The organism is Pseudomonas sp. P8_229 (assembly GCF_034008635.1).
Classification (GTDB): domain Bacteria; phylum Pseudomonadota; class Gammaproteobacteria; order Pseudomonadales; family Pseudomonadaceae; genus Aquipseudomonas.
The window spans coordinates 5,760,181-5,782,277 of sequence record NZ_CP125378.1 but is presented as its reverse complement, the minus strand read 5'-3'; the positions used below and the strand labels follow the sequence as shown (position 1 = coordinate 5,782,277).

Below are 22,097 nucleotides of genomic sequence, written 5' to 3'. Positions count from 1 at the left end.
CTCCTGATGACAAAAGCAAAGATTAAAACCGCGTGCTCTTGAAAAACTCAGCCAGGCGCGGTGATTGCGGGCGTTCGAACAGCTCCTTGGGAGGCCCCTGCTCTTCGATCCGCCCCTGATTCATGAAAACAATCTTGTCCGAGACCTCGAAGGCGAATCGCATCTCGTGGGTCACCAACAGCATGGTCATGCCGTCTTCGGCCAGACCCTTGATCACGTTGAGCACTTCGCCGACCAGCTCCGGGTCCAGCGCCGAGGTGACCTCATCGAAGAGCATCAGGCTCGGGTTCATCGCAATCGCCCGGGCAATCGCCACGCGCTGTTGCTGACCACCGGACAACTGACCGGGAAAGTGATTGCGCCGTTCCAGCAGGCCGACCCGCTCCAGCCATTTTTCGGCCAGCACCACGGCTTCGTCCTTATGCATCTTCTTCACCTTGAGCAGGCCCAGGGTGACGTTCTGCAACGCCGTCAGGTGCGGAAACAGATTGAATTGCTGGAAGGCCATGCCGGTCATGGCGCGATGGCGGGCGATGACTTTTTCCGCGTGGCGCACGCGTTTGCCGCCGACCTCGTCATAACCGATGGACTCGCCGTCGAGCAGGATCTGCCCGCCCTGGAACTCTTCGAGCATGTTCACGCAGCGCAGCAGCGTGGTCTTGCCCGAACCACTGGAACCGATCAACGTGACGACGTTGCCGCGCTGCATGCTCAGGTCGACGCCCTTGAGCACTTCGACCGCGCCGTACTGTTTGTGCAGGCCACGGATGTCCAGCAGTGGCTGGCCGTTTGCAACGTTGGAAACTTGAGCTTGAGTCATGGCAGGGCCACCCGCTTTTCAATGTGCCGGCCGAGTAATTCGATGCCGTAGTTGATGACAAAAAACAGAAAACCGGCGAACAGGTAGAACTCCAGGGTCATGAAGGTCCGGGCGATGATCTGCTGCGTGCTGAGCAGCAGTTCGGCCACGCCGATCACCGAGAGCAAGGTCGAGGCCTTGACGATTTCGGTGGACGAGTTGACCCAGGTCGGCAGGATCTGCCGCAACGCCTGGGGCAGCAGCACGTAACCGAGGGACTGATAGAACGTCAGGCCGATCGCCTTGCTCGCCTCCATCTGCCCGCGCGGCAGTGCCTGCAAGGCGCCGCGCACAATCTCGGCAACGTGCGAGCCGCAGAACAGCGTCAGGCCCAACGCACCGGCCTGAAACGCGCTGATCTGCCAGCCCAGCGCCGGCGCCATATAGAAGCAGGCCAGCACCAGCACAAACACTGGCGTGCCGCGAATCAGATCGACGTAAAAGCGGAACGGCGCGCGCATCCAGAACTTGCCGTAAGTCAGCACCAGACCGGTGACGACACCCAGCAGCGTGCCAAACAGAATCGCCAGCGCCGACACCTGCACACTGGTCAGAAACCCTTGCAGCAACGTCTCGCGTGCCACCCACAACTCATGCAACCAACTGGGGGATTGGTACATCGCAGCCTCCTATCGGCGGATCGCCAGACGCTGCTCGAGGTACCGCAGCAGCATGGCAATGAGGTAACAGGCCGCGACATACAACGCCGTGGTCACCAGCCAGGTTTCAATCACCCGGTAGCTCTCGACGTTGATCTTGCGCGCGTAATAGGTCAGCTCCGGCACCGCGATCGCAGCGGCCAACGAGGTGTCCTTGAACAGCGAAATGAAGTTGTTCGACAACGCCGGCAACACGTTGCGCAACATCACCGGCACCGTGACGTAGGCCTTGACCTGCCATTCACCGAGGCCGATCGCCAGCCCGGCTTCACGCTGGCCCTTGGGGATGCTCAGCAAGCCACCACGGAACACTTCGGTCAGATAGGCCCCGGCATACAGCGACAGCGTGATGATGAACGACGGGATCTTGTCCAGGCGGATGCCCAGGCTTGGCAAGGCAAAGTAGATCAACAGAATCAACACCAGAATCGGCGTGTTACGCACCACCGTGACGTACACCGAGGCCAGCACCCGCAAGGCGCGATGCTTCGACAGCAAGGCAAACGCCATCAGCAGGCCTATCACGCAGCCGATGGCGATCGACACCAGCGCCAGTTCGAGGCCCAGACCGAGCCCCGCCAGCAAGGTGTCGAAATCGCGCCATACGGCGGCAAAGTTCAACTGATAGTTCATGGTCAGCAGTACCTTGAGCGGGGCGATTCGAGTCGCCCCACTCTCACGGGATCATTTGAATTCGACAGGGAAACCGATCGCCGGCGACGGCAGATCGACACCGAACCATTGCTTGAACGAGGCCGCGTAGGTCGGGAACTCGACGCCGGTCATCGCCTCATGCAGGGTGGTGTTGACGAAGTTCAGCCAGTCCTGATCGCCGCGTTTGACTGCGCAGGCATAGGTCTGCGGGCTCCAGGCGTAGGTCGGGCTGCGATAGCGGCCAGGGTTCTGCACCATCAGGTACTTGACCGACGACTGATCAGTGGCAGCGGTATCGGCGCGGCCGGAGTTCACCGCCTGATACATCAGGTCGACGCTGTCGTACTGATCGACCTTGGCCTTGGGCAGCGCCTGATGCACCAGTTCTTCGGCGTAGACATTCTGCAGCACGGCCACGGTGACGCTGTCGCCAGCAGCCTGCAGGTCTTCGATTTCCTTGTACTTGCTGTTGGCCGGCAGCAGCAGGCCGACACCTTCGCGGTAGTACGGCAAGGTGAACGCCACTTGCTGCGCACGGCTGGCGGTGACGGTGATGAACTGGCAGCTCATGTCGACCTTGTCGGTCAGCAGATTGGGAATCCGCGCATCGGACGACTGCACCACGAACTCGACTTTGTTCGGGTCATTGAACAATCCCTTGGCCACCATCCTGGCGATGTCGATATCAAAGCCCTGCAACTTGCCGTCCGCACCCTGAAAGTGCCACGGCGCATTGGTGCTGCCAGTGCCCACAATCAGCTTCCCACGGGCCAGAACACTGTCGAGCTTGCTGTCGGCTGCCTGGGCCATGCCCATGGCAGCGGACGAAGCCGCAAGAACAAAAACACACGCTTTGAACAACGAAGGACGGCGATGCATGGCAAGCACTCCAGAATTGTGTTTATTCCGCTATACCGGAACACGGTTTGTTACTGCGGAATAGACAGCAGAAAGTGTGCCACAGGAATCGCGGGGAATCTGTAACGGGTTGAAATGTTTTTGGAATCAAAGGGATGCGGGAAATGCGAGGAATGGTGTTACGTGGAGGTACTGACGGGCTGCGCTACCTTAGGCTACAGATCGCGAGTAGCAGGTTCCCAGTTGGAGCACGGATGTGCGGATTCGGTGCAATGCGATTGAAGTTCGGGTTTGTCTCATAGGTCATCTAGCGAAACCTTAAAAAAGTGATCATTTTCTCGCTCCTCACAAAGCGTGATCAGCTCCTGATCCTTCAGGTTATCCATCATCGCTTCATACTCCTTTTCAGGCGCGCAATAGAAAACAGGCTCGATTCGATGAAGGACTACAACAGGTTCACTGTCACCAGTGGCGACGGTGGCAATGGGATTTCGTTTCAATTCAGAAATACTCGCTACGACATAAAGAACGATGTCCCACCTCCGCTTTGGGATGAGTCAAAAAAGGTATCACGTCCCGACACTCCACATTTCCGGGTTTCGTGTCGGGTCGGTCTTTCATAAAAGTGGGAAAAATCTCGTGAATCCACGGACCACCTGTAATTTCTGACAGTAGACCCGGTCTGCACCCTCCTTTAACGTCATCGAACCTTCGAGGTCGTTGAAAAGGAGTTCTCAATGAGCGCTGCCAATACCATTTCCAATCTGGCCCCGGTCTACCGCAAAGCCCTGAAAACCTGGCGCCCGGTGATCCTGTATTTCGCCAATGAACATTGCCCCGCCTGCGAGTTCGCCGGGCCGATTTTTCGTCAGATTGCCGAGCCGTACCGGCATCGCGCCAATATCTACATGCTTAACACCAGTGAGTCGCCGCGCCATCCGCTGGTCACCGGCACGCCGACGGTGCTGTTCTACCAGGACGGCAGGCTGGTGAAAAAACTCAAGGGGATTGGCACGGAGGAGACACTGGCGGCGGACTTTGCCCGGCATATTGGCAGGACCAAGGCACCAGTGGTGCAGCAAAAACCACGACATGACTTGGGCTGGCTTCGTCGCACCTTGTGTAATCTTTGCACCATCCCCCGTGCGCAGTCACTTCGACACCGCTCAATATCCATGTAGGAGGTGCGGCACGCAGCAGCTCCACAGGGGAGAACCGTATTTAAGCGGTATTACGCACCAGCAACACCCGCGTCACCCGCCGCTCCTCAACGGCTTTGACGGTCATCTGCCAGCCTTCGTACTGCAGCCGATCGCCAATTATCGGCAAGCGATCCAGCAGGCTCATCACCAGCCCGGCCAAGGTCTGATAGTCCTCGGTCGGCTCGGCACCAAACCCCGTGCGCTGGCGAACACGCGTCAGGTTCAATGCGCCGTTGACCACATACCCACCCTGCTCTTCGATCACGTCCGGGCCTTCGATTTCGCTGGCATCCGGCAACTCGCCAGCGATCGATTCGAGAATGTCGGTCATGGTCAGCACGCCGACAAAGTCACCGAACTCGTTGACCACGAAAGCAATGTGGGTCGACGCCGCGCGCATCTGCTCCAGCGCATTGAGGATCGAGTAGCTGTCGAGCAGGTTGATGGTCTTGCGCGCCAGGTGCTCCAGATTTGGCTCGGTACCGGCGAGGTACTCCTTGAGCAGCTCCTTCTTGTGCACGAAGCCCAGCGGTTCATCCACCGCACCGTTGCGAATCAGCGGCAAACGCGAGTAGGAAGAATGCATCAGGCGCGTGCGAATCGTTTCGGCGTCGTCGGCCAGATCGATGGTGTCGACGTCGGCACGTACGGTCATCAGGTTCCGGATCGGCCGCTCGGCCAGTTGCAACACGCCGCTGATCATTACGCGCTCACGACGGTCGAACAGCTCCGCACTTGGCGCTTCGCCATCGTCCAGCAAATCGGAAATCTCCTCGCCCACCTCCTCCGCCTCCAGCTTGCGCCCACCCAGCAGACGCATCACCGCGTGGGCCGTGCGCTCACGCATTGGCCGCAGGCCTTGCATCGAGCGTTTGCGACGAGCGCGGGCGATCTGGTTGAACACCTCGATCAGGATCGAGAAACCAATGGCCGCGTAGAGATAGCCTTTCGGGATATGGAAGCCCAGGCCTTCGGCCGTCAGGGCGAAACCGATCATCATCAGGAAGCCCAGACACAGCATGATCACCGTCGGGTGCGCGTTGACGAAGCGGGTCAGCGGCTTGCTGGCCACGATCATCAGGCCGATGGAAATGATCACCGCGATCATCATCACCGCCAGTTCATCAACCATGCCGACTGCGGTGATGACCGCGTCCAGCGAGAACACCGCGTCGAGGACCACGATCTGCGCCACGATCGGCCAGAACAATGCGTAAGCAGCGTTGGTCGAGCGCTGGCCGACATGCCCTTCAAGCCGTTCGTGCAGTTCCATGGTGGCCTTGAACAACAGGAACACACCACCGAACAGCATGATCAGGTCACGGCCGGAGAAGCTCTTGCCGAACACCTCGAACAACGGCTGCGTGAGGGTCACCAGCCAGGAAATACTCGCCAACAGGCCCAGGCGCATGATCAAAGCCAGCGACAGGCCGATGATGCGCGCACGATCGCGTTGATGCGGCGGCAGTTTGTCCGCCAGGATCGCGATGAACACCAGGTTGTCGATACCCAGCACCAGTTCCAGCACAATCAAGGTCAACAAGCCTAACCAGGCCGTGGGATCCGCTAACCACTCCATAAAATGTCTCGATCTCTCTTCAGTGAATTCAGGCTGCCGGACACGGCAAAGCGCAACGCGAAGGCTCTGGAGCCGCGTTGACAACGATAGTCGGGAGTCGGAAGACCGGATGCTGCGAATGCGTCAAGACCGCGCCATGGCGCGAGGAGAAGGTACGACTGGGAGGCTCCGAAAGGGTGTTCATGCAAATCCTGAATGAAAAATGGCCTTGGAGCGTACAGGCTGAAGTACCTGCTCCCCCAGAGAGAAATCATTTCAAAATCTGTATTAGTTGGAGAAATACGGCGTTCAGACCTAATCATCGCTAGTCGACCAGCGCTCACTGAGCGAAAGCGAGATCAAGCAAGTGATGCGCTTCAGGGGGGCGGATGGCTCAACGAACAAGCCATCGACCGTGGAAGCCAACCGAAAATTTCGGCGACCTGCACACCGGGTCTGGATCAGATGTACATCAGTCGCCGTACTCGCCAGTATCGAGGAGTGATGCATGCTCTCTACTCATGATCCGTGACGATGGATTGCAGTAATGGGTTGATACCCCGCGTGTCAGCCTTCAAAGGAGTAGCGCTGGATAATTGCAGCGTATTTTTTTACCCGATGTTTCGGGTTGCTCTTCTCTTTCAAATTCAGGTCGACATAGACCGCCACAATAGCCTCAAAGCGGTCGTATTCCGCGACGTTTACATTGGTGGACTGGAGGTTGACCAGCGTACCTATCTCGCTCATTTCGATACCATCTGACCTCCTCATGAGGTTCTGGAGCAGATTCGAGAAATAACGTGGTGTCGCCATCGAAATAGCCAATAACGTGAGCAGCGCTTTGTATTCACTCTCTTCAAGCGCCTTCAGATCTTCTGATTTGTGGCTGGCTTTGATCACTCGATAGACATTCAAAAAACGAAGTGCGCGACGCGGTGAGGAACCTATGTATGGAGCAAGTTTTTGCAGTGCTTCTGACTCAGCCAGAGTCATGTTCAACGTTTCCGTCGGAACCTCTTCAGCGCTTTCAGGAACGACCACGGGCGGCTGGCCCGGCGTTGGCAGGACGATACTGGCAGACCCGCTGCCTTTTATCCTGTCCAACTGGCTCTGCAAAAACTGTTCACTCGAAGCACTGTCCATCGGGCGCATCCAATAAGGAATCTGGAAGATCTTCTCCAGATAGTCAGAGACCGAGGCCGTCTCCAGCTGTTCGCCAGCCCCTGCCATCAAATTCGGATAATGCTGGAGCAGTGCCTTGCGTACCCACCGAACATCCACAGCTACCAACACTACAAACAACGGAAAGGTCAGCAGTAAATGCACAGCTTGCAAGACCTCGACGACCTTATCCGGCGGGCAGCGATCCAGATCGTCGATGTACAACGCAATACGTTTGAAGGATTGGACTTCGACAGGCTCGTGCGTCGCCGCAGCATTGAGCTTCTGTCTGTCCTCATCATCCAACAGCGACTTGTTGTCATCCAGAAACTTGTCCATTTTCGCCTTGAATGCCGCTCGTTCGGCTTCGACCGACGCCTTGAGGCTGCCCCCCTCGGCCACATTGAAGGCCAGCTCTTCAAAGTCCTTTCGCACCGTGGCAATCAGCCCGAGATGTTGCGCGTAGTCGCCATCGGTCGCCCGGGCTCTCACGAACTTCTTCAAGCGTCCGGCACCGGTGCCTTGAGAAAAGTCGTGAGTCGCATGCGCCAAATGTTCGCTGGTGGCCTGAACCAGAGCCTTGGCCTCATCAACATCAGCATTCATCCGTGCCAGGTGTTGCTGGGCCTCATCGAGTGTTTTTTCCTGCCCTGCGAGGCGTTGCCTGATGACTTTATCCAGAGCCTCCTTTCCCGCTTCCAGATGAGTCAACGCGCCGTGAACCTTCCCCCAGACCCAGCGCAAGCGCGCGGTCACGGCTACGACTACACAACTCAACAACGTCAGACTTTCGTGCAGGTTTTCCAGAAAAGGTAATTGCCTTTTCAGTAACGCCATCCCTTCTGTCGCGATCCAGGGCAACGCCAGAATGACCAGCGCGAAGATGCCTACGCTCCACCAGTCCAGCAGTTGATTCTTATATCCTCCAGCCAACAACTTTGCCTTCCCGGCCTCGTCGTAAAGCGCGTTGGATACGTCTTGAAAGCCCTTCCCACCCTTGGCCAGGACATCGATCCCGAGTACCTTTGCAGCGTTCTCTAATTCAACTTTCGCGTCTTGAATTTCTTTATCATCATTGTTGGCGCCGAGCACCTTGCTCACCGCAGCAAGATAGACCGAGGGCGATCTGGCCGTATTCGCTTGAGCCACCTCCAGTTCGTTACGGGCCTTGAGCAACTGCTCCGAAGCAGCACGCTGGTCGCGGCGACGGCGAACCAGTTCCTGAGCGGCATCCAGCGTCAACATTCGCGAAGTCGACAGATGCTCCAGCAGTGGGTCAGGCGCTTGGGGATTGTGCTTTGTGTACCAGCGATCCAGTTCAGTAAACAAGTGACTGACCAGACTGGCCCACAGATTGGTTTCCGCGTAATGCCAAGCATTGAAGCGAATCTGCACAACATCGGTGTGAAAAGCCTTTGAGCCGGCCTCGGGAGCCTGAGGACTTGCCTTGCCCTCGCTCAGACGCTCAATGTGCTGATAGATCAAACGCATGAAAAATGACTTGCCGCTGCCCCAGTTGCCAAATAATCCGATTGCCAGCGGTGGCGTGAAATCCTTGGCAACGGCCAGGCGCGCAAAGGCTTTCGCTTCATCGTTGGCACCCAGACGATCATCGAGATCAGCTGCCCACGGGTCATCGTTTTGGGTGATAGCGATGGAAGTTGCAGCTCTTTTCACCTGGCCCGCCTCAAAGGCTCTCGCCAGCTCTGCCGCTTTTAACGTGTCCAGATCTTGCACGCTCGGTAGAGGACCTGTGGGTTTTGTGCCGGTTCTCTTCGAAGCGTTTTTACGTGATTTGCTAGTCTGCTGTTCCAGACTTTCAGGCTGCGGACGCTCTGGTTGCAAGAGTTCCTCCATCGTCTGTGAGGCTGGTGAGTTCACCGGAATACCCGTGCTGACGTCCCGCTTTTCAAATTCATTTTCCGTTCTGTCCATGACGCACTCCGGCTCGTATGACCAATGTAAAAAACAGACTTGAGGGTACGACCGACCTACCTGAATCTCACTAGCGCCCGGCAAAACGCAACCGCGACAACTGCCGCAAATCCCCCTCGACGTAGTAATCGTTGGTCCAGCTGTCATCCACCGCCAGCGGACTCACCTGCTTCAGCTCCAGTTTTTTCGCGAAATAGCGAAAGCGGTAATGCTCGTAGAACCGCAGCAATTCCAGACCATAGCGGTCGGCCAGGTCAGTGTCGCCACGAATGATCAGGAAGTTCTCGTCATTGCCATTGCTGGCCGAGGTGCTGAGGTTGTGGCTGCCGCTGATGATGGTCGGCGCGTCTGTGGTGAAGTCGGTAATCACGGCTTTGGTGTGCACCAGCAGGTTGCCCTTCTGGCCTTTCATGTTTTCCTTCAACCAGCCTTCCAGCCCGGTGTTGAGCAAAGCCGTGGCGGCGAATTCGGCCGTACGGTCGGCGTGAAAACCCGTGATGCTGCTGGCGGTGTTTTGCAGGCCGTAGCGCAGGATATCGTCATGGGGCTTGCCGAGCAGCGCGTTGAGAATCGCGTCCGGCAAGCTGAACGCCGTGACGAACAGCACATCCTTTTTGGCTGCCTCGATGATCTCGACGAACTCGCGCAGATCGGCCCCGCCGCTGCGTGGCGAGAACCCGGCGAACAGCGGTTGCGTGGGGTCCATCGGATTGTGTTCAGTAATCCAGGTGCGCGTGGCGCCGACGTCCGCGGGGTTCGCCCAGACCTCTTCGAACGTTTGCAGATAACGCGTGGCAATCGTCACGTCGTCGAGGGTATGCACCACGTTGGCCTGACGATACACGCCATTGGCGGTGAAATTGGTGCTGCCGCACAGCACCGCTTGCGGCTGACGCTGCCCGGCGCCATCGACACGGCTGAGGACAATGAACTTGTCATGGAAGATCTCGTGGGTGACCCGGCCGCGCTTGTTCGCCGCTGGCAATTTCGCCAGGTTGGTTTCGTTCAGGGTCGTATCGGGGTCTCCCGGTTGGGCGTGATACAGCACGCGCACTTGCACTCCTCGGGCGAACGCGGCGTTCACCGCATCGATGATCGCCTGCAACTGATACTCGTAGATCGCGATATCCAGCGCCCACTGAGCGTCCACCGCACGCTCGATGTACCCCAGCAAACGCTCCAGCAGGCCGTTCTCCAGCCACAGGCGCGCCGCGTCGGGCCAGGCTTCGATGGGCAGGTTCTTGTTGGCGCTGATCTGTGCGTCGAGGTCGGGAAACTTGCGCTGAAAGGCCTGGCTGGCGGCCACGGCGCGGTTGAAGATCACGCTCTGGTTGGCCGGGTGGCCGTCATCGGAAGTGATGCTCAGCTCCAGCGTTTCGCCCAGCTGCGGCGCGTCCGCCGTGCCATAGGCCAGGTGCACGCGATAGTGCATCGTCGTGCCCGGATTGACCGCGTAATCGGCCCAGCGGAATTTCTGCAACGGTGCCTTATCGCTGGGCGTGGCGTGATATTGGGGGAAGGTGTGAGTCTTGCCGGGAAATGTCAGGCTGTTGAACAGAAAGAGCCAGGGCTTGTCGCCCTGCTGCTTCTCGATGGCGAAACCGAGCAGGCCTTTGCGTCGGGGTTCGGCCAGATCCATGGCGAGCAACACGCCGTTGGTGCCGGCGTAGGCTTTGACGCGAAAATCGTCCTGAGGGTTGGCAACCAGTACCCGCATGATTCACTCCTTGTGATTGGGCTGGAGTGGAGCATAGAGCAGCGCTGCGAATTGTGGTCGGCAGATCTGCAACCGAGTGAACCTTTTCGCGAGCAGGCTCGCTCCCACAGGGGAAGCGCTGTTCACCAACCTTGTGGGAGCGAGCCTGCTCGCGAAGAGGCCCTTTCAGGCATCACAGATCATCGATATGCCGATACTGCGCATTCAGCGCCGCCGCAATTTGCTGCGCTCGAGCCAGGCGGATCGGCCCACGCTCGATGTCGATCAACAACCCCGGACACCCCAACGGCGGCAACGCTGGCAAGGCTTTCAAGCGCCCGTCCGTGACCACCAGCAATCGCTGCTGCTCGACGGGAAAGCGCTTTTGTCGCTGCACCAGCCACTGCTGCGCCTGCGCCAACGCCGCCAGCAACGGCGTGCCGCCGCTCGCCCCCAGCGCCTCCAGCCAAGAGCGCAACCCGCTCGACGCCTTCAAGCCCTGCACCTGCCATTTCGGCGCGCTGCCGCTGGCAGTCAGTAATGCCAGACGGGCGCGCTGTCGATAGGCGTCATCGAACAATTGCGCGAGCAAGCCTTTGGCATCGCTCAGCGCCTGATGACGACGAGTCGAGGCCGACGCGTCGACAATTACCAGCCACAGCTCATGGGCGGAGCGCGTGCGCAGTTGGAACTGCAAATCTTCCCGTGTTCGAGGTTGACCGTTGAGCAGCGTACCCGGCCAGTTCACTGAGCCGCTGCGCGCGGCGTGGCGCTGGCCCTGGCGTCCGTGGTCGAGTCGTCCGGCGCGGGGTCTGGCATTCGCCCCCGCGTCGGATCGGGGACGAATGCCAGTTACTTTTTTGGCCAGCTCGGCACTTCGCGGCGTGCGCCAGTAGCCAGCGCCGGAGCGGGCATATCACCCCACTGCCCCTGCCCTTCGCTCGGTTCGGCCTGGGTATTGGCCGAGTTCTGCGCGGGTGGCCGAGGGCTGGACGAAGGCGATTCACGACGGCGATGACGCAGCGCGAATTCCGCCACGGCGTCGATGTCTTGCTCGGCAATCGCTTCGGCGCCGCGCCACGCCGCATGGGCCCGGGCAGCGCGCAGCCAGACCAGATCGGCACGCAAGCCATCGACGCCGGCGGCAAAGCAACGCTCCGTGATCAGTGCCAAGGCCTCGTCGTCCAGTGGAATGCTCGGCAAGGCATTACGCGCCCGCTCGCAACGCTCACGCAGGGCTTGCTGCTGTGTTTCCCACAGCGCGCAGAACGCCTGCGGTTCGCTGTCAAAATCCAGTCGGCGGCGGATGATCTGCCCGCGTTCAGCCGGCGCGGTGTGACCGCTGAGGGCGACGTTCAGGCCGAAACGGTCAAGCAGTTGCGGACGCAGTTCGCCCTCTTCCGGGTTCATCGTGCCGATCAACACGAATCGCGCCGAATGCCGATGAGAAATACCGTCGCGCTCAATCAGGTTGGTGCCGCTGGCCGCCACATCGAGCAGCAGATCCACCAGATGATCGGGCAGCAGGTTCACTTCGTCGACGTACAGCACACCGCCGTCGGCCTTGGCCAGCACGCCGGGGGAAAACTGCGCACGCCCTTCACTCAGCGCGGCGTCGAGATCGAGGGTGCCGATCAGACGCTCTTCAGTGGCGCCCAGCGGCAGCGTGACAAACTGACCGCTTGCCAGCAGGTCGGCGAGGCCACGGGCCAGGGTCGACTTGGCCATGCCACGCGGGCCTTCAATCAGCACGCCACCGATTTTCGGGTCGATGGCGGTGAGGCACAGAGCGAGTTTCAGGTCATCGGCACCGACCACGGCGGAGAGCGGGAAATGCGGGGTGTCGGTCATCTTCAATACTCAGTCATGGTCGGTGATCTATCGAAAAACGTTGGGAGCTAACCTGATCCCCTGTGGGAGCGGGCTTGCTCGCGAAGGCGTCGTGTCAGTCGATATACCTTTCACTGATACACCGCTTTCGCGAGCAAGCCCGCTCCCACAGGGGAACCGCGTTAAGTGTCTTCTTCTATGTCCAGCAGCAGGTTTTCGAGGGCCTCTTTATACACGCCGGGCTCCTGCCACATTCCGCGCTGTTGCGCTTCCAGCATGCGCTCGGTCATGTCGCGCAGGGCATGCGGATTGTGCTCGCGGACAAAGTCGCGGGTCGCCGGGTCGAGCAAATAAGCGTCGGCCAGCAACGCATACTGATGATCGTCGATCAGTTGCGTGGTGGCATCGAAGGCGAACAGGTTGTCGACCGTCGCCGCCAGTTCGAACGCGCCTTTATAGCCGTGACGTTTGACCCCGTCGATCCATTTCGGATTGGCCGCGCGCGAGCGGATCACCCGGTTCAGTTCCTCTTTCAGGGTGCGGATTTTCGGCAGATCCGGCTGGCTGTGATCGCCGTGATAACTGGCCGCCGCCTCTCCGCGCAGGGTTTCCACCGCCGCGAGCATGCCGCCCTGGAACTGGTAGTAGTCGTTGGAGTCGAGCAAGTCATGCTCGCGGTTGTCCTGATTCTGCAACACCGCTTGCACCTGGCTCAGGCGCTGAACGAACTGTTCGCGGGCAGCGGTGCCCTCGTCCGCACCGCCGTAAGCGTAGGCGCCCCAGTTCAGATAGACCTCGGCCAGATCCTCGCGACTCTGCCACAGGCGCCCGTCGATGGCGCCCTGCACGCCCGCTCCGTACGCTCCGGGTTTGGCCCCGAAGATCCGCCAACCGGCCTGCCGCCGCGCCGCGTCTTCATCCAATCCCGATTGCAGCAGAGCCTCGCGCTCGGCGCGCACTTTCGCCGCCAGCGGATTGAGATCGTCCGGTTCGTCCAGCGCCGCCACCGCTTGCACGGCGGCGTCGAACAGGCGGATCAGGTTGGCAAAGGCATCGCGGAAGAACCCGGAGACCCGCAGCGTGACATCGACCCGTGGCCGGTCCAGCAGGCTCAGCGGCAGGATCTCGAAGTCATCGACCCGCTGACTGCCGGTGGCCCACACCGGACGCACGCCCATCAAGGCCATGGCCTGGGCGATGTCGTCACCGCCGGTGCGCATGGTCGCCGTGCCCCACACCGACAGGCCGAGCTGACGCAGGTGATCGCCGTGATCTTGCAGATGCCGCTCGAGAATCAGCGTGGCGGACTGGAAACCAATGCGCCACGCGGTGGTGGTCGGCAGGTTGCGCACGTCCACCGAGTAGAAGTTGCGCCCGGTGGGCAGCACGTCGAGACGACCACGGCTGGGGGCGCCGCTTGGGCCGGCGGGCACGAAGCGGCCGTTCAGGGCATCGAGCAGGCCGCGCATTTCGGCAGGGCCGCAGGCGTCGAGGCGCGGGGCGACGACTTCGCGCAGGTGCTCAATGATCGCACTGACTTCCACCCAACGCGGTCCCTGTAGGAGTGAGCCTGCTCGCGATAGCAGTGTGTCATTCAACACTGAATGGCCTGACTTGACGCCATCGCGAGCAGGCTCACTCCTACAGGGGTCGTGGAGTGTCAGGGCGATCAGTTGAGTGGCGAACAGCTCGAGGCGTTCGCGGGTATCGCCGGCGGTGCGCCAGATTTCGTCGCTGACGGCTTGTAGCTCCTGCGGACGCGGGCCGAGCCACGGATCAGACAACGCGCAATCCAGCGGATCAAACCCCAGCTCAAAGGCTTTGGCCAACGCCCGCAACAAACTCGACTGCGCGCCCTTGCCATCGCCACGCGGAATGCGCAGCAACGCCAGCAGCGTGTCGATGCGCAAACGCCCGGTCGGCGATTCGCCGAAAATGTGCAGGCCGTCGCGAATCTGCGATTCCTTCAGATCACACAGATAGGTGTCCAGACGCGGCAGCCAGATCGCTGCGTCGGCGTCGCTGTCCAGGCCGGCGTCGAGCTGCAGTTCGCGGTCGATCTGCGTCTCGCGCACCAGTTGCAGGATGTCGCGCTGCAGCTCGCGGGCGCGGCGTGGGTCGAGCAACTGGGCTTCGTAATATTCGTCGGCCAGCAGTTCCAGATTGCGCAGCGGGCCGTAGGTTTCGGCGCGGGTCAGCGGCGGCATCAGGTGGTCGATGATCACCGCTTGCGTGCGCCGTTTGGCCTGGGCGCCCTCGCCCGGGTCATTGACGATAAACGGATAGATGTTCGGCAGCGGCCCGAGCAGCGCGTCCGGCCAGCAGTGTTCCGAGAGGCCGACGCCCTTGCCCGGCAGCCATTCGAGGTTGCCGTGCTTGCCGACGTGAACCACCGCGTGCGCTCCGTAGGTGTTGCGCAGCCAGAAATAGAACGCCAGATAGCCGTGGGGCGGCACCAGATCCGGGTCGTGATACACCGCACTCGGATCAACCTGATAACCGCGTGCCGGTTGAATACCGACGAAGGTCAGGCCAAAGCGCAGACCGGCGATCATCATCCGCCCGTCGCGGCACATCGGGTCGTTCTGCGGCGCGCCCCAGCGCTCCGCCACGGCGGTCCGATTGGCTTCGGGCAGCGCATTGAACATCGCCAGATAAGCGTCCATCCCCAAGCTTTGCTGGCACGGACGCAGGTCGATGCTGTCGAGATCATTGCTGACGCCGCCGAGCAATTGCTGGATCAACGCGGTGCCGCTGTCCGGCAGCGGTGCCGTCAGCGGAAAACCTTCAGCCTGCAACGCCCGCAAGATATTCAACGCCGCCGCCGGCGTGTCGAGGCCGACGCCATTGCCGATGCGACCGTCGCGGGTCGGGTAATTGGCGAGAATCAGCGCGATGCGTTTTTGCGCATTCGGCAGCCGCGCCAGATCACTCCAGCGCCGGGCCAGTTCGGCGACGAAATCCATGCGCTCGGGTTGCGCCCGGTAGCAGACCACGTCGGACTGACTGCGCTCGCTGCGCCAGGCCAGATCCTTGAAGCTGATCGGCCGGCTGATGATGCGTCCATCGAGTTCCGGCAAGGCGATGTGCATCGCCAGATCGCGCGGGCCGAGACCTTGCTCGCTGTCGCGCCAACCCGGCTCGTTGTCCTGGGCGCAGATCGCCTGGATCACCGCAATATTGCGCCGGAACGGCCGCAGATGCGGGGCTTCCGGGCTGGATTGAGCGAACCCGGTGGTGTTGAGAATCACCGCCGCTTCGACCGCGTCCAGCCAATTCTCGACCACGCTCAGGCAACCCGGCTCTTTCAGGCTGGCGACCGCGATAGGTAGCGGATTGAGCCCCGTTGCCTGCAAGCGCTGGCAGAACACATCGATGAACGCGGTGTTGGCTGCCTGCAAATGCGAGCGGTAGAACAACACCGCCGCGACCGGTCGATCGGGCAGCCATTCGGCTTGCCAGTCGCTCAGTGCGGCGGTGTTTTTCTGTGGGTGGTAAATCGCCGTGCGCGGCAGCGCTTGCGGCTCGCCCCAGGCGTAGTCCCGTGCCAGCCAGCGGTTGGCCAGACAATAGAAGAAGTCCAGCGCATTGCCCATGCCGCCCTGACGCAGGAACTGCCAGAGGCGGTCGCGATCTTCGGCGGGCACGGTGCTCAAGTCGCTGAGTTCCGGGTCGGGACGATCATCGCCCGGCACCAGAATCACCTGCACACCGCGCTCGGACAACTCCACCAAACGCTCGACGCCATAACGCCAATAGGCGATGCCGCCGTGCAACGAAATCAGGATCACCTTGGCGTGACGCAGCACTTCGTCGACGTACAGATCGACTGAGGCGTGATTCTGCACCTGCATGGGATTGGCCAGGCGCAGGCTCGGGTAATCCTCGGGCAGCTGCTGCGCGGCTTCGGCGAGCAGCGCCAGGCTGGAGTCGCCGCTGCACAGGATCACCAGCTCGGCGGGGGTTTGTCCAAGGTCGGCAATGTTGTCATCCGACACGAAACCGCCGGGCTGGGTCCTGAGCAGGTGCATGGCTTAAACGCTGAGCGCGGCGCGCAGTTGCGCTTCGAGTTGCACGGCGTCGAGCTCCTGACCGATCAGCACCAGACGGGTGACACGCGCTTCATCGGCGCCCCACTGACGGTCGAAGTGTTTGTCGAAACGCGTGCCCACGCCCTGGATCAACAGACGCATCGGCTTGTTCGGAATCGCCGCGAAGCCCTTCACGCGCAGGATGCCGTGCTGGACCACCAGTTGCGTCAGCGCGTCGAGCAACAGACTTTCGTCGGCTTGCGGCAGTTCGATGGAGATCGAATCGAAGGCGTCGTGATCGTGGTCATCGTGGTCGTCATCACCGTCGTGGTGGTGATCGTGATGACTGTGACGGCTGTCGATGTGTTCTTCAGAGCCGGCACCGAGGCCGATCAGCACGTCCAGCGGCAGACGGCCGTTGCTGGCTTCGATGATTTTTACTGCTGGCGGCAGTTCTTCGGCGACTTCAGCGCGTACACGAGCCAGATCTTCCGGGCTGGTCTGGTCGGCCTTGTTGAGGATCACCAGATCGGCGCTGGCCAGTTGGTCAGCGAACAGTTCGTGCAGCGGCGACTCGTGATCCAGGTTCGGGTCGAGTTTGCGCTGGGCGTCGACCTGATCCGGGAACGCAGCGAAGGTGCCGGCGGCTACGGCCGGGCTGTCGACCACGGTGATCACCGCGTCGACGGTGCAGGCGCTACGGATTTCCGGCCACTGGAAAGCCTGAACCAGCGGTTTTGGCAGGGCCAGACCGGAAGTCTCGATCAGGATGTGATCGAGATCACCGCGACGGGCGACCAGTTCGCGCATCACCGGGAAGAATTCTTCCTGAACGGTGCAGCACAGGCAGCCGTTGGCCAGCTCGTAAACGCGGCCGGTGGCCTCTTCTTCGGTGCAGCCGATGGTGCATTGTTTGAGGATTTCACCGTCGATGCCCAGCTCGCCAAACTCGTTGACGATCACCGCGATACGGCGGCCCTGTGCGTTGTCGAGCATGTGCCGCAGCAAGGTGGTTTTGCCCGAGCCGAGGAAACCGGTGACGATGGTGACGGGGAGTTTGGCCAGTGTTTTCATCGGATGCCCTTTGGCAAGGTGGCGGGCATACGGGACGAGATCCGCTGCGAGCGTGTGCGCGGAAGAATTCGCCACCGGATCACCCCGCCCGGTTGTAGTGAGAAATCTGTCACGAGGCAGGTCTCCTGGCTGACGGTGTTCAGGCGCTGGGCCTGGCGTTTGCTGCGCCTTCCCGCTGGCACCTTGGCAGGGCTGGCAGTGGCGTGGCAGCGAACATCACCGTTCACAGTTGCGGGGGCAGCCGCGGCTTTGACCGCGTTCCCTTCTTAGCTTCGGCGTGGGCCGAAGAACCTCGAAAGCGCAAGGCTACGCATCGGGTGGTGACCGGTCAATGTTTGGATTGGGGGCATATCCGTTGTTGCGGTAACGGCCCTCTAATGGTTCCGCCCCTACGGCGGGTCACTTTTGACAAACGCCCGGAATGCCGGCCCAGTCAAAAGTAACCAAAAAGTCTTGCCCCGGCGTACGGCACTTCGCTGAGGCTCAGTGTTCCCTCGCTACGGCGTCCATCAGGGGGCATCGCCTACGGTTTGCTTCGCTGCACCTCCTCTCGATGTGTTTGGCTACGCCGCATGGCGCTGCGCGCCTACCCCCTGATGGACACCTTCGCTCGGCCTGCCGATGGGGCTTTGAGATCAAAGGCAACATCAAAAGCCAGATCCAGATCCAGATCCAGATCCAGATCCAGATCCAGATCAAAAGACCACAGCCTTCGGCAGTTTCTACAGGGGATTGGGTGTGTTCAGTTGGAGTTAATTGGCTGGCAGACCGCTTTCGCGAGCAAGTCGAATCGTCGCACCGCCGCTCCCACAGTGGGATCGGGTGTGCTCAGTTAAAGATTGGTCGGCTGTCAGGCCGCCATCGCTGGCAGGCCAGCTCCCACAATTTTAATTCGTGCACACCCATGCGGCGAAGCCGCCCCACTCAACACGATGAGCGTTAGCTCGAGTAAAGCTTTTGATCTCAAGGCCCGTCGGCAGGCTGAGTGGAGGGATTGATCCGGGGGTGGGAGCGCAGCGACCGTTTGGCGTAGCCAAACACATCGAGAGGAGGTGCAGCGAAGCAAACCGGAGGCGATGCCCCACGGATCAATCCCGGAGCGAAGGAACCCGAGCCACAGCGAGGGCCGAACGTCAGGGTAAAGCCTTTTTGGTTACTTTTTCGGCGTCTGGAAAAAGTGACCCGCCGTAAGGGCGGAACCCTAAGCGGCCGTTACCGCAGCACCGGATCCACCCACAAAATTGACTAAATTCCCCAACCCATGGTCTCCTACACAACTTGTTACGGGTGCCCTTCACAGGGTGAAACGGGAAACCGGTGAATCATGTGCTTTACTCAAAGCCATGTCAGTCCGGTGCTGCCCCCGCAACGGTAAGCGAGCGAAGCGTCAGATCCACTGTGCCAGTGCGGCATGGGAAGGTGATGCTTGCAGGTCGGCCTGACGCCAACCCCTCGTGAGCCCGGAGACCGGCCCGCAACATACAGTGCGCATTGTGCGTCGCTGAACATAACAAACCCGCGGTGGGCGGGCGCTGTTCGAACCTCTGCGTGCCCGACTCGCAGGGGTCTTCATGCGCTCTATTCACCTGCTGACACTCCAGAGGGAAGCGCCATGTCGATCATCAGCAGCACCGGCAGCAACACCGACAAAATCTCCAGCACCGCCACGTTGAGCCAACGCCTGACCGCGGCGATCTTCGCCTCGATCCTGGGGGCCAGCCTCGTCTACTTCGCCGGTTTCTCGCACATCGAAGCGGTGCACAACGCCGCGCACGATACCCGCCACAGCGCCGCGTTCCCGTGCCACTGAGACCTGCCGACATGATCAAGCGTATTGCGCAAACCGCAGGTTTTACCGGCCTGCTGGCCGCCATGCTCCTCACCCTGCTGCAAAGCTTCTGGGTCTCGCCGCTGATTCTGCAAGCGGAAACCTTCGAGAAAGCCGAACCCGTCGCCGCTCATGAACATGCCGAAGGTGCCATGGCCGGCCACACCCACGACGCACAAGCCTGGGAGCCGGAAGACGGCTGGCAGCGTGTGGTCTCGACCACCGGCGGTAATCTGGTGGTGGCGGTCGGTTTCGCCCTGATGCTCGCGGGCCTGTACACCCTGCGTGCACCGACCAAAACCTCGCAGGGCCTGCTCTGGGGGCTGGCCGGTTATGCGACCTTCGTCCTCGCCCCAACCCTGGGCCTGCCGCCGGAACTGCCGGGCACCGCTGCGGCCGATCTGGCTTCACGGCAGATGTGGTGGATCGGCACAGCCGCCTCTACCGCTGTCGGCCTGGCCCTGATCGTGTTCAGCCGTCACTGGCTGATGAAGCTGCTGGGCGTGGCGATCCTGGCCGTGCCACACGTGATCGGCGCTCCGCAACCGGAGGTGCATTCGATGCTCGCCCCGCAAGCGTTGGAAGCGCAGTTCAAAATCGCTTCGCAGTTGACCAACGTGGCGTTCTGGCTGGCCCTGGGCCTGATCAGCGCCTGGTTGTTCCGCCGCAAAAGCGATGGCCTTTACCAGGCATGACCAATGACGGCGCAGCGCCGACCTTCGTGGTCGGCCTGGGCTGCCAGCGCGGCTGCCCGGCCAGTACGCTGCGCGCGTTACTTGACCAGGTCTTGCAGGCGCATCGCATTGAGCTGGCAGCGGTCAAGGCCCTGGCCAGTATCGACTTGAAGCGCGATGAACCGGGTTTACAGGAACTCGCGGCCCAACTGGCACTGCCGCTGTTGTATTTCAGCAGTGAAGAACTGGCCAGTTATCAGCAACGCCTGAGTCATCACTCACAGATCGCCTACGAGCGCACCGGTTGTTACGGCGTGGCGGAAAGTGCCGCGTTGGCCCTCGCTGAACAACTGATTCAGGCACCGGCAAAACTGCTGATTTCCCGGCAAAAATACGCCCAGGCCACGTTGGCATTGGCCGGCTCCGCGTAAAATCCCGATAATCCCCCTCTTTGATCATGAGCAATCTTCATCTGAAGCCTTGCCCTGCCCCGTTTTTCACAGGATGTCTTCATGACCGTCTACTTCATCGGCGCCGGCCCCGGCGACCCGGAACTGATCACTGTCAAAGGCCAGCGGCTGATTCGCAGCTGTCCGCTGATCATCTACGCAGGCTCGCTCGTTCCGGCCGCTGTGCTGGAGGGGCATCAGGCCGAAACCGTGGTCAACAGCGCCGAATTGCACCTGGAGCAGATCATCGAATTGATCAAATCCGCCCACGCCAAGGGGCAGGATGTGGCGCGGGTGCATTCGGGTGATCCGAGCCTGTATGGCGCGATTGGCGAGCAGATTCGCTATCTGCGTGAGCTGAACATTCCGTTCGAGATCATCCCCGGCGTCACCGCTACGGCCGCCTGCGCGGCATTGCTCGGTGCAGAACTGACCCTGCCCGACGTGTCGCAAAGCGTGATCCTGACCCGCTACGCCGACAAGACCGCGATGCCCGCAGGCGAAGAACTCGGCAATCTGGCGCAGCACGGCGCGACCATGGCGATTCATCTGGGAGTCAATCACCTGGAGAAAATCATCGCCGAACTGCTGCCGCATTACGGCGCCGATTGCCCGATTGCGGTGATTCACCGGGCGACGTGGCCGGATCAGGACTGGGTGGTGGGAACACTGGAGGATATAGCCGTGAAGGTGGAGGCCAAGGGGTTTCGGCGCACGGCGTTGATTCTGGTTGGACGGGTGTTGGGCAGTGAGGTGTTCAGCGAATCATCGCTGTATCGCGCGGGGCATGCGCATCTCTACAGGCCCTGAGTCAGATGACTTTTGTGACTGGGTACAAAACCTTTGGCGAGGGGATTTATCCCCGATGGGGTGCGAAGCAGCCCAAAAAATGGAACTGCTACGCAGTTCATCGGGGATAAATCCCCTCACTACAAAGTACGGCGGCATAAAAAAACGGCGCTCACGGGGCGCCGTTTTTCATGTCCGCAGCGAACGCCTTAGTAGTAGGCGTTTTCTTTCTGCGTGTGGTCGGTCACGTCACGTACACCCTTGAGTTCCGGAATTCGCTCAAGCAAGGTGCGCTCGATACCTTCCTTCAGGGTCACGTCGGCCTGGCCGCAGCCCTGGCAACCGCCACCGAACTGCAGCACGGCAATGCCGTCCTCGACCACATCGATCAGACTGACCTGACCGCCGTGGCTGGCCAGCCCCGGGTTGATCTCGGTTTGCAGGTAATAGTTGATGCGCTCGTTGACCGGGCTGTCGGCGTTGACCATCGGCACTTTGGCGTTTGGCGCCTTGATGGTCAGTTGACCACCCATGCGGTCGGTGGCGTAGTCGACGACGGCATCGTCAAGGAACGCTTCGCTGAACGAGTCGATATAGGCGGTGAAGCTTTTCAGCCCCAGCGCGGTATCTTCAGGTTTTTCTTCGCCCGGCTTGCAGTAGGCAATGCAGGTTTCGGCGTACTGGGTGCCAGGCTGGGTAATGAAGACGCGGATGCCGATGCCCGGGGTGTTCTGCTTGGAGAGCAGATCGGCCAGGTAATCGTGGGCGGCGTCGGTAATGGTAATAGCGGTCATGGAAACTCCTCGCAGGCTTGGGCGCAGTTTACGCCAATCATCGCGC

The 22,097-nt window shown here is 60.5% G+C and carries 18 protein-coding genes and 2 riboswitches; of the genes, 5 read left to right on the top strand and 13 right to left on the bottom strand.

What is annotated here, in order from left to right; genetic code table 11:
• Window positions 1-22: 22 nt before the first annotated feature.
• The 5 genes from QMK55_RS26025 to QMK55_RS26005 form a co-directional block, all read right to left on the bottom strand.
• A complete protein-coding gene (locus tag QMK55_RS26025; RefSeq protein ID WP_320328096.1) occupies window positions 23-820 on the bottom strand; it encodes an amino acid ABC transporter ATP-binding protein in 798 nt (265 codons plus the stop codon).
• Window positions 817-1,479 carry an amino acid ABC transporter permease gene (locus QMK55_RS26020; protein ID WP_025112526.1) on the bottom strand — a complete coding sequence of 221 codons (663 nt, stop codon included), beginning with the start codon at window positions 1,477-1,479 and terminating at the stop codon, window positions 817-819. The genes QMK55_RS26025 and QMK55_RS26020 overlap by 4 nt, the downstream gene beginning before the upstream one ends.
• Before the next feature lie 9 nt (window positions 1,480-1,488).
• Window positions 1,489-2,151 (bottom strand): amino acid ABC transporter permease, encoded by a 663-nt coding sequence (locus tag QMK55_RS26015; protein ID WP_003225455.1) that lies wholly within the window; start codon window positions 2,149-2,151, stop codon window positions 1,489-1,491.
• A gap of 51 nt (window positions 2,152-2,202) precedes the next feature.
• On the bottom strand, window positions 2,203-3,051 hold the full coding sequence (locus QMK55_RS26010) for a transporter substrate-binding domain-containing protein (protein ID WP_102355357.1): 849 nt from the start codon (window positions 3,049-3,051) through the stop codon (window positions 2,203-2,205).
• 275 nt (window positions 3,052-3,326) lie between these two features.
• On the bottom strand, window positions 3,327-3,530 hold the full coding sequence (locus QMK55_RS26005; RefSeq protein WP_320328095.1) for a plasmid stabilization protein: 204 nt from the start codon (window positions 3,528-3,530) through the stop codon (window positions 3,327-3,329).
• 237 nt (window positions 3,531-3,767) lie between these two features.
• Here QMK55_RS26005 and QMK55_RS26000 point away from each other — a divergent pair, with 237 nt between their 5' ends.
• Complete coding sequence (locus QMK55_RS26000) at window positions 3,768-4,211, top strand: thioredoxin family protein (protein WP_320328094.1); 444 nt, start codon at window positions 3,768-3,770, stop codon at window positions 4,209-4,211.
• A 40-nt stretch (window positions 4,212-4,251) separates the two neighbouring features.
• Here the strand turns inward: QMK55_RS26000 and QMK55_RS25995 are convergent, their stop codons facing one another.
• The 7 genes from QMK55_RS25995 to cobW form a co-directional block, all read right to left on the bottom strand.
• Window positions 4,252-5,811: a TerC family protein gene (locus QMK55_RS25995; RefSeq protein WP_320328093.1), complete on the bottom strand. Its 1,560-nt coding sequence runs from the start codon at window positions 5,809-5,811 to the stop codon at window positions 4,252-4,254.
• Window positions 5,812-6,357: 546 nt separating this feature from the next.
• The gene (locus QMK55_RS25990; protein WP_320328092.1) at window positions 6,358-8,886 is read right to left on the bottom strand and encodes a P-loop NTPase fold protein; all 2,529 of its coding nucleotides are present in this window, start codon (window positions 8,884-8,886) and stop codon (window positions 6,358-6,360) included.
• Window positions 8,887-8,956: 70 nt separating this feature from the next.
• Window positions 8,957-10,603, bottom strand: a complete 1,647-nt coding sequence (locus QMK55_RS25985; protein ID WP_102355353.1) for a phospholipase D-like domain-containing protein — start codon at window positions 10,601-10,603, stop codon at window positions 8,957-8,959.
• 172 nt (window positions 10,604-10,775) lie between these two features.
• A complete protein-coding gene (locus tag QMK55_RS25980; protein ID WP_413787279.1) occupies window positions 10,776-11,450 on the bottom strand; it encodes a vWA domain-containing protein in 675 nt (224 codons plus the stop codon).
• On the bottom strand, window positions 11,435-12,433 hold the full coding sequence (locus tag QMK55_RS25975; RefSeq protein WP_320328090.1) for an ATP-binding protein: 999 nt from the start codon (window positions 12,431-12,433) through the stop codon (window positions 11,435-11,437). Before QMK55_RS25975 ends, QMK55_RS25980 begins: the two co-directional genes overlap by 16 nt.
• 161 nt (window positions 12,434-12,594) lie before the next feature.
• Window positions 12,595-16,443 (bottom strand): cobaltochelatase subunit CobN, encoded by a 3,849-nt coding sequence (gene cobN, locus QMK55_RS25970; protein WP_320328089.1) that lies wholly within the window; start codon window positions 16,441-16,443, stop codon window positions 12,595-12,597.
• Between the two features lie 3 nt (window positions 16,444-16,446).
• Complete coding sequence (cobW, locus tag QMK55_RS25965; protein ID WP_102355349.1) at window positions 16,447-17,517, bottom strand: cobalamin biosynthesis protein CobW; 1,071 nt, start codon at window positions 17,515-17,517, stop codon at window positions 16,447-16,449.
• A gap of 97 nt (window positions 17,518-17,614) precedes the next feature.
• Window positions 17,615-17,827: riboswitch (cobalamin riboswitch) on the bottom strand.
• A gap of 958 nt (window positions 17,828-18,785) precedes the next feature.
• A riboswitch (cobalamin riboswitch) is annotated at window positions 18,786-19,008 on the top strand.
• A gap of 121 nt (window positions 19,009-19,129) precedes the next feature.
• On the opposite strand from cobW, the gene QMK55_RS25960 reads away from it, so the two are divergent.
• From QMK55_RS25960 to cobM, 4 genes are all read left to right on the top strand, one after another.
• Complete coding sequence (locus tag QMK55_RS25960) at window positions 19,130-19,327, top strand: CbtB domain-containing protein (RefSeq protein ID WP_003225486.1); 198 nt, start codon at window positions 19,130-19,132, stop codon at window positions 19,325-19,327.
• An 11-nt stretch (window positions 19,328-19,338) separates the two neighbouring features.
• Window positions 19,339-20,040, top strand: a complete 702-nt coding sequence (locus QMK55_RS25955; RefSeq protein ID WP_320328088.1) for a CbtA family protein — start codon at window positions 19,339-19,341, stop codon at window positions 20,038-20,040.
• A complete protein-coding gene (locus tag QMK55_RS25950) occupies window positions 20,037-20,450 on the top strand; it encodes a cobalamin biosynthesis protein (protein ID WP_320328087.1) in 414 nt (137 codons plus the stop codon). The genes QMK55_RS25955 and QMK55_RS25950 overlap by 4 nt, the downstream gene beginning before the upstream one ends.
• 81 nt (window positions 20,451-20,531) lie before the next feature.
• Complete coding sequence (gene cobM, locus QMK55_RS25945; protein ID WP_320328086.1) at window positions 20,532-21,278, top strand: precorrin-4 C(11)-methyltransferase; 747 nt, start codon at window positions 20,532-20,534, stop codon at window positions 21,276-21,278.
• A gap of 188 nt (window positions 21,279-21,466) precedes the next feature.
• Here the strand turns inward: cobM and nfuA are convergent, their stop codons facing one another.
• Window positions 21,467-22,051 (bottom strand): Fe-S biogenesis protein NfuA, encoded by a 585-nt coding sequence (nfuA, locus tag QMK55_RS25940; protein ID WP_003225494.1) that lies wholly within the window; start codon window positions 22,049-22,051, stop codon window positions 21,467-21,469.
• Window positions 22,052-22,097: the final 46 nt, after the last annotated feature.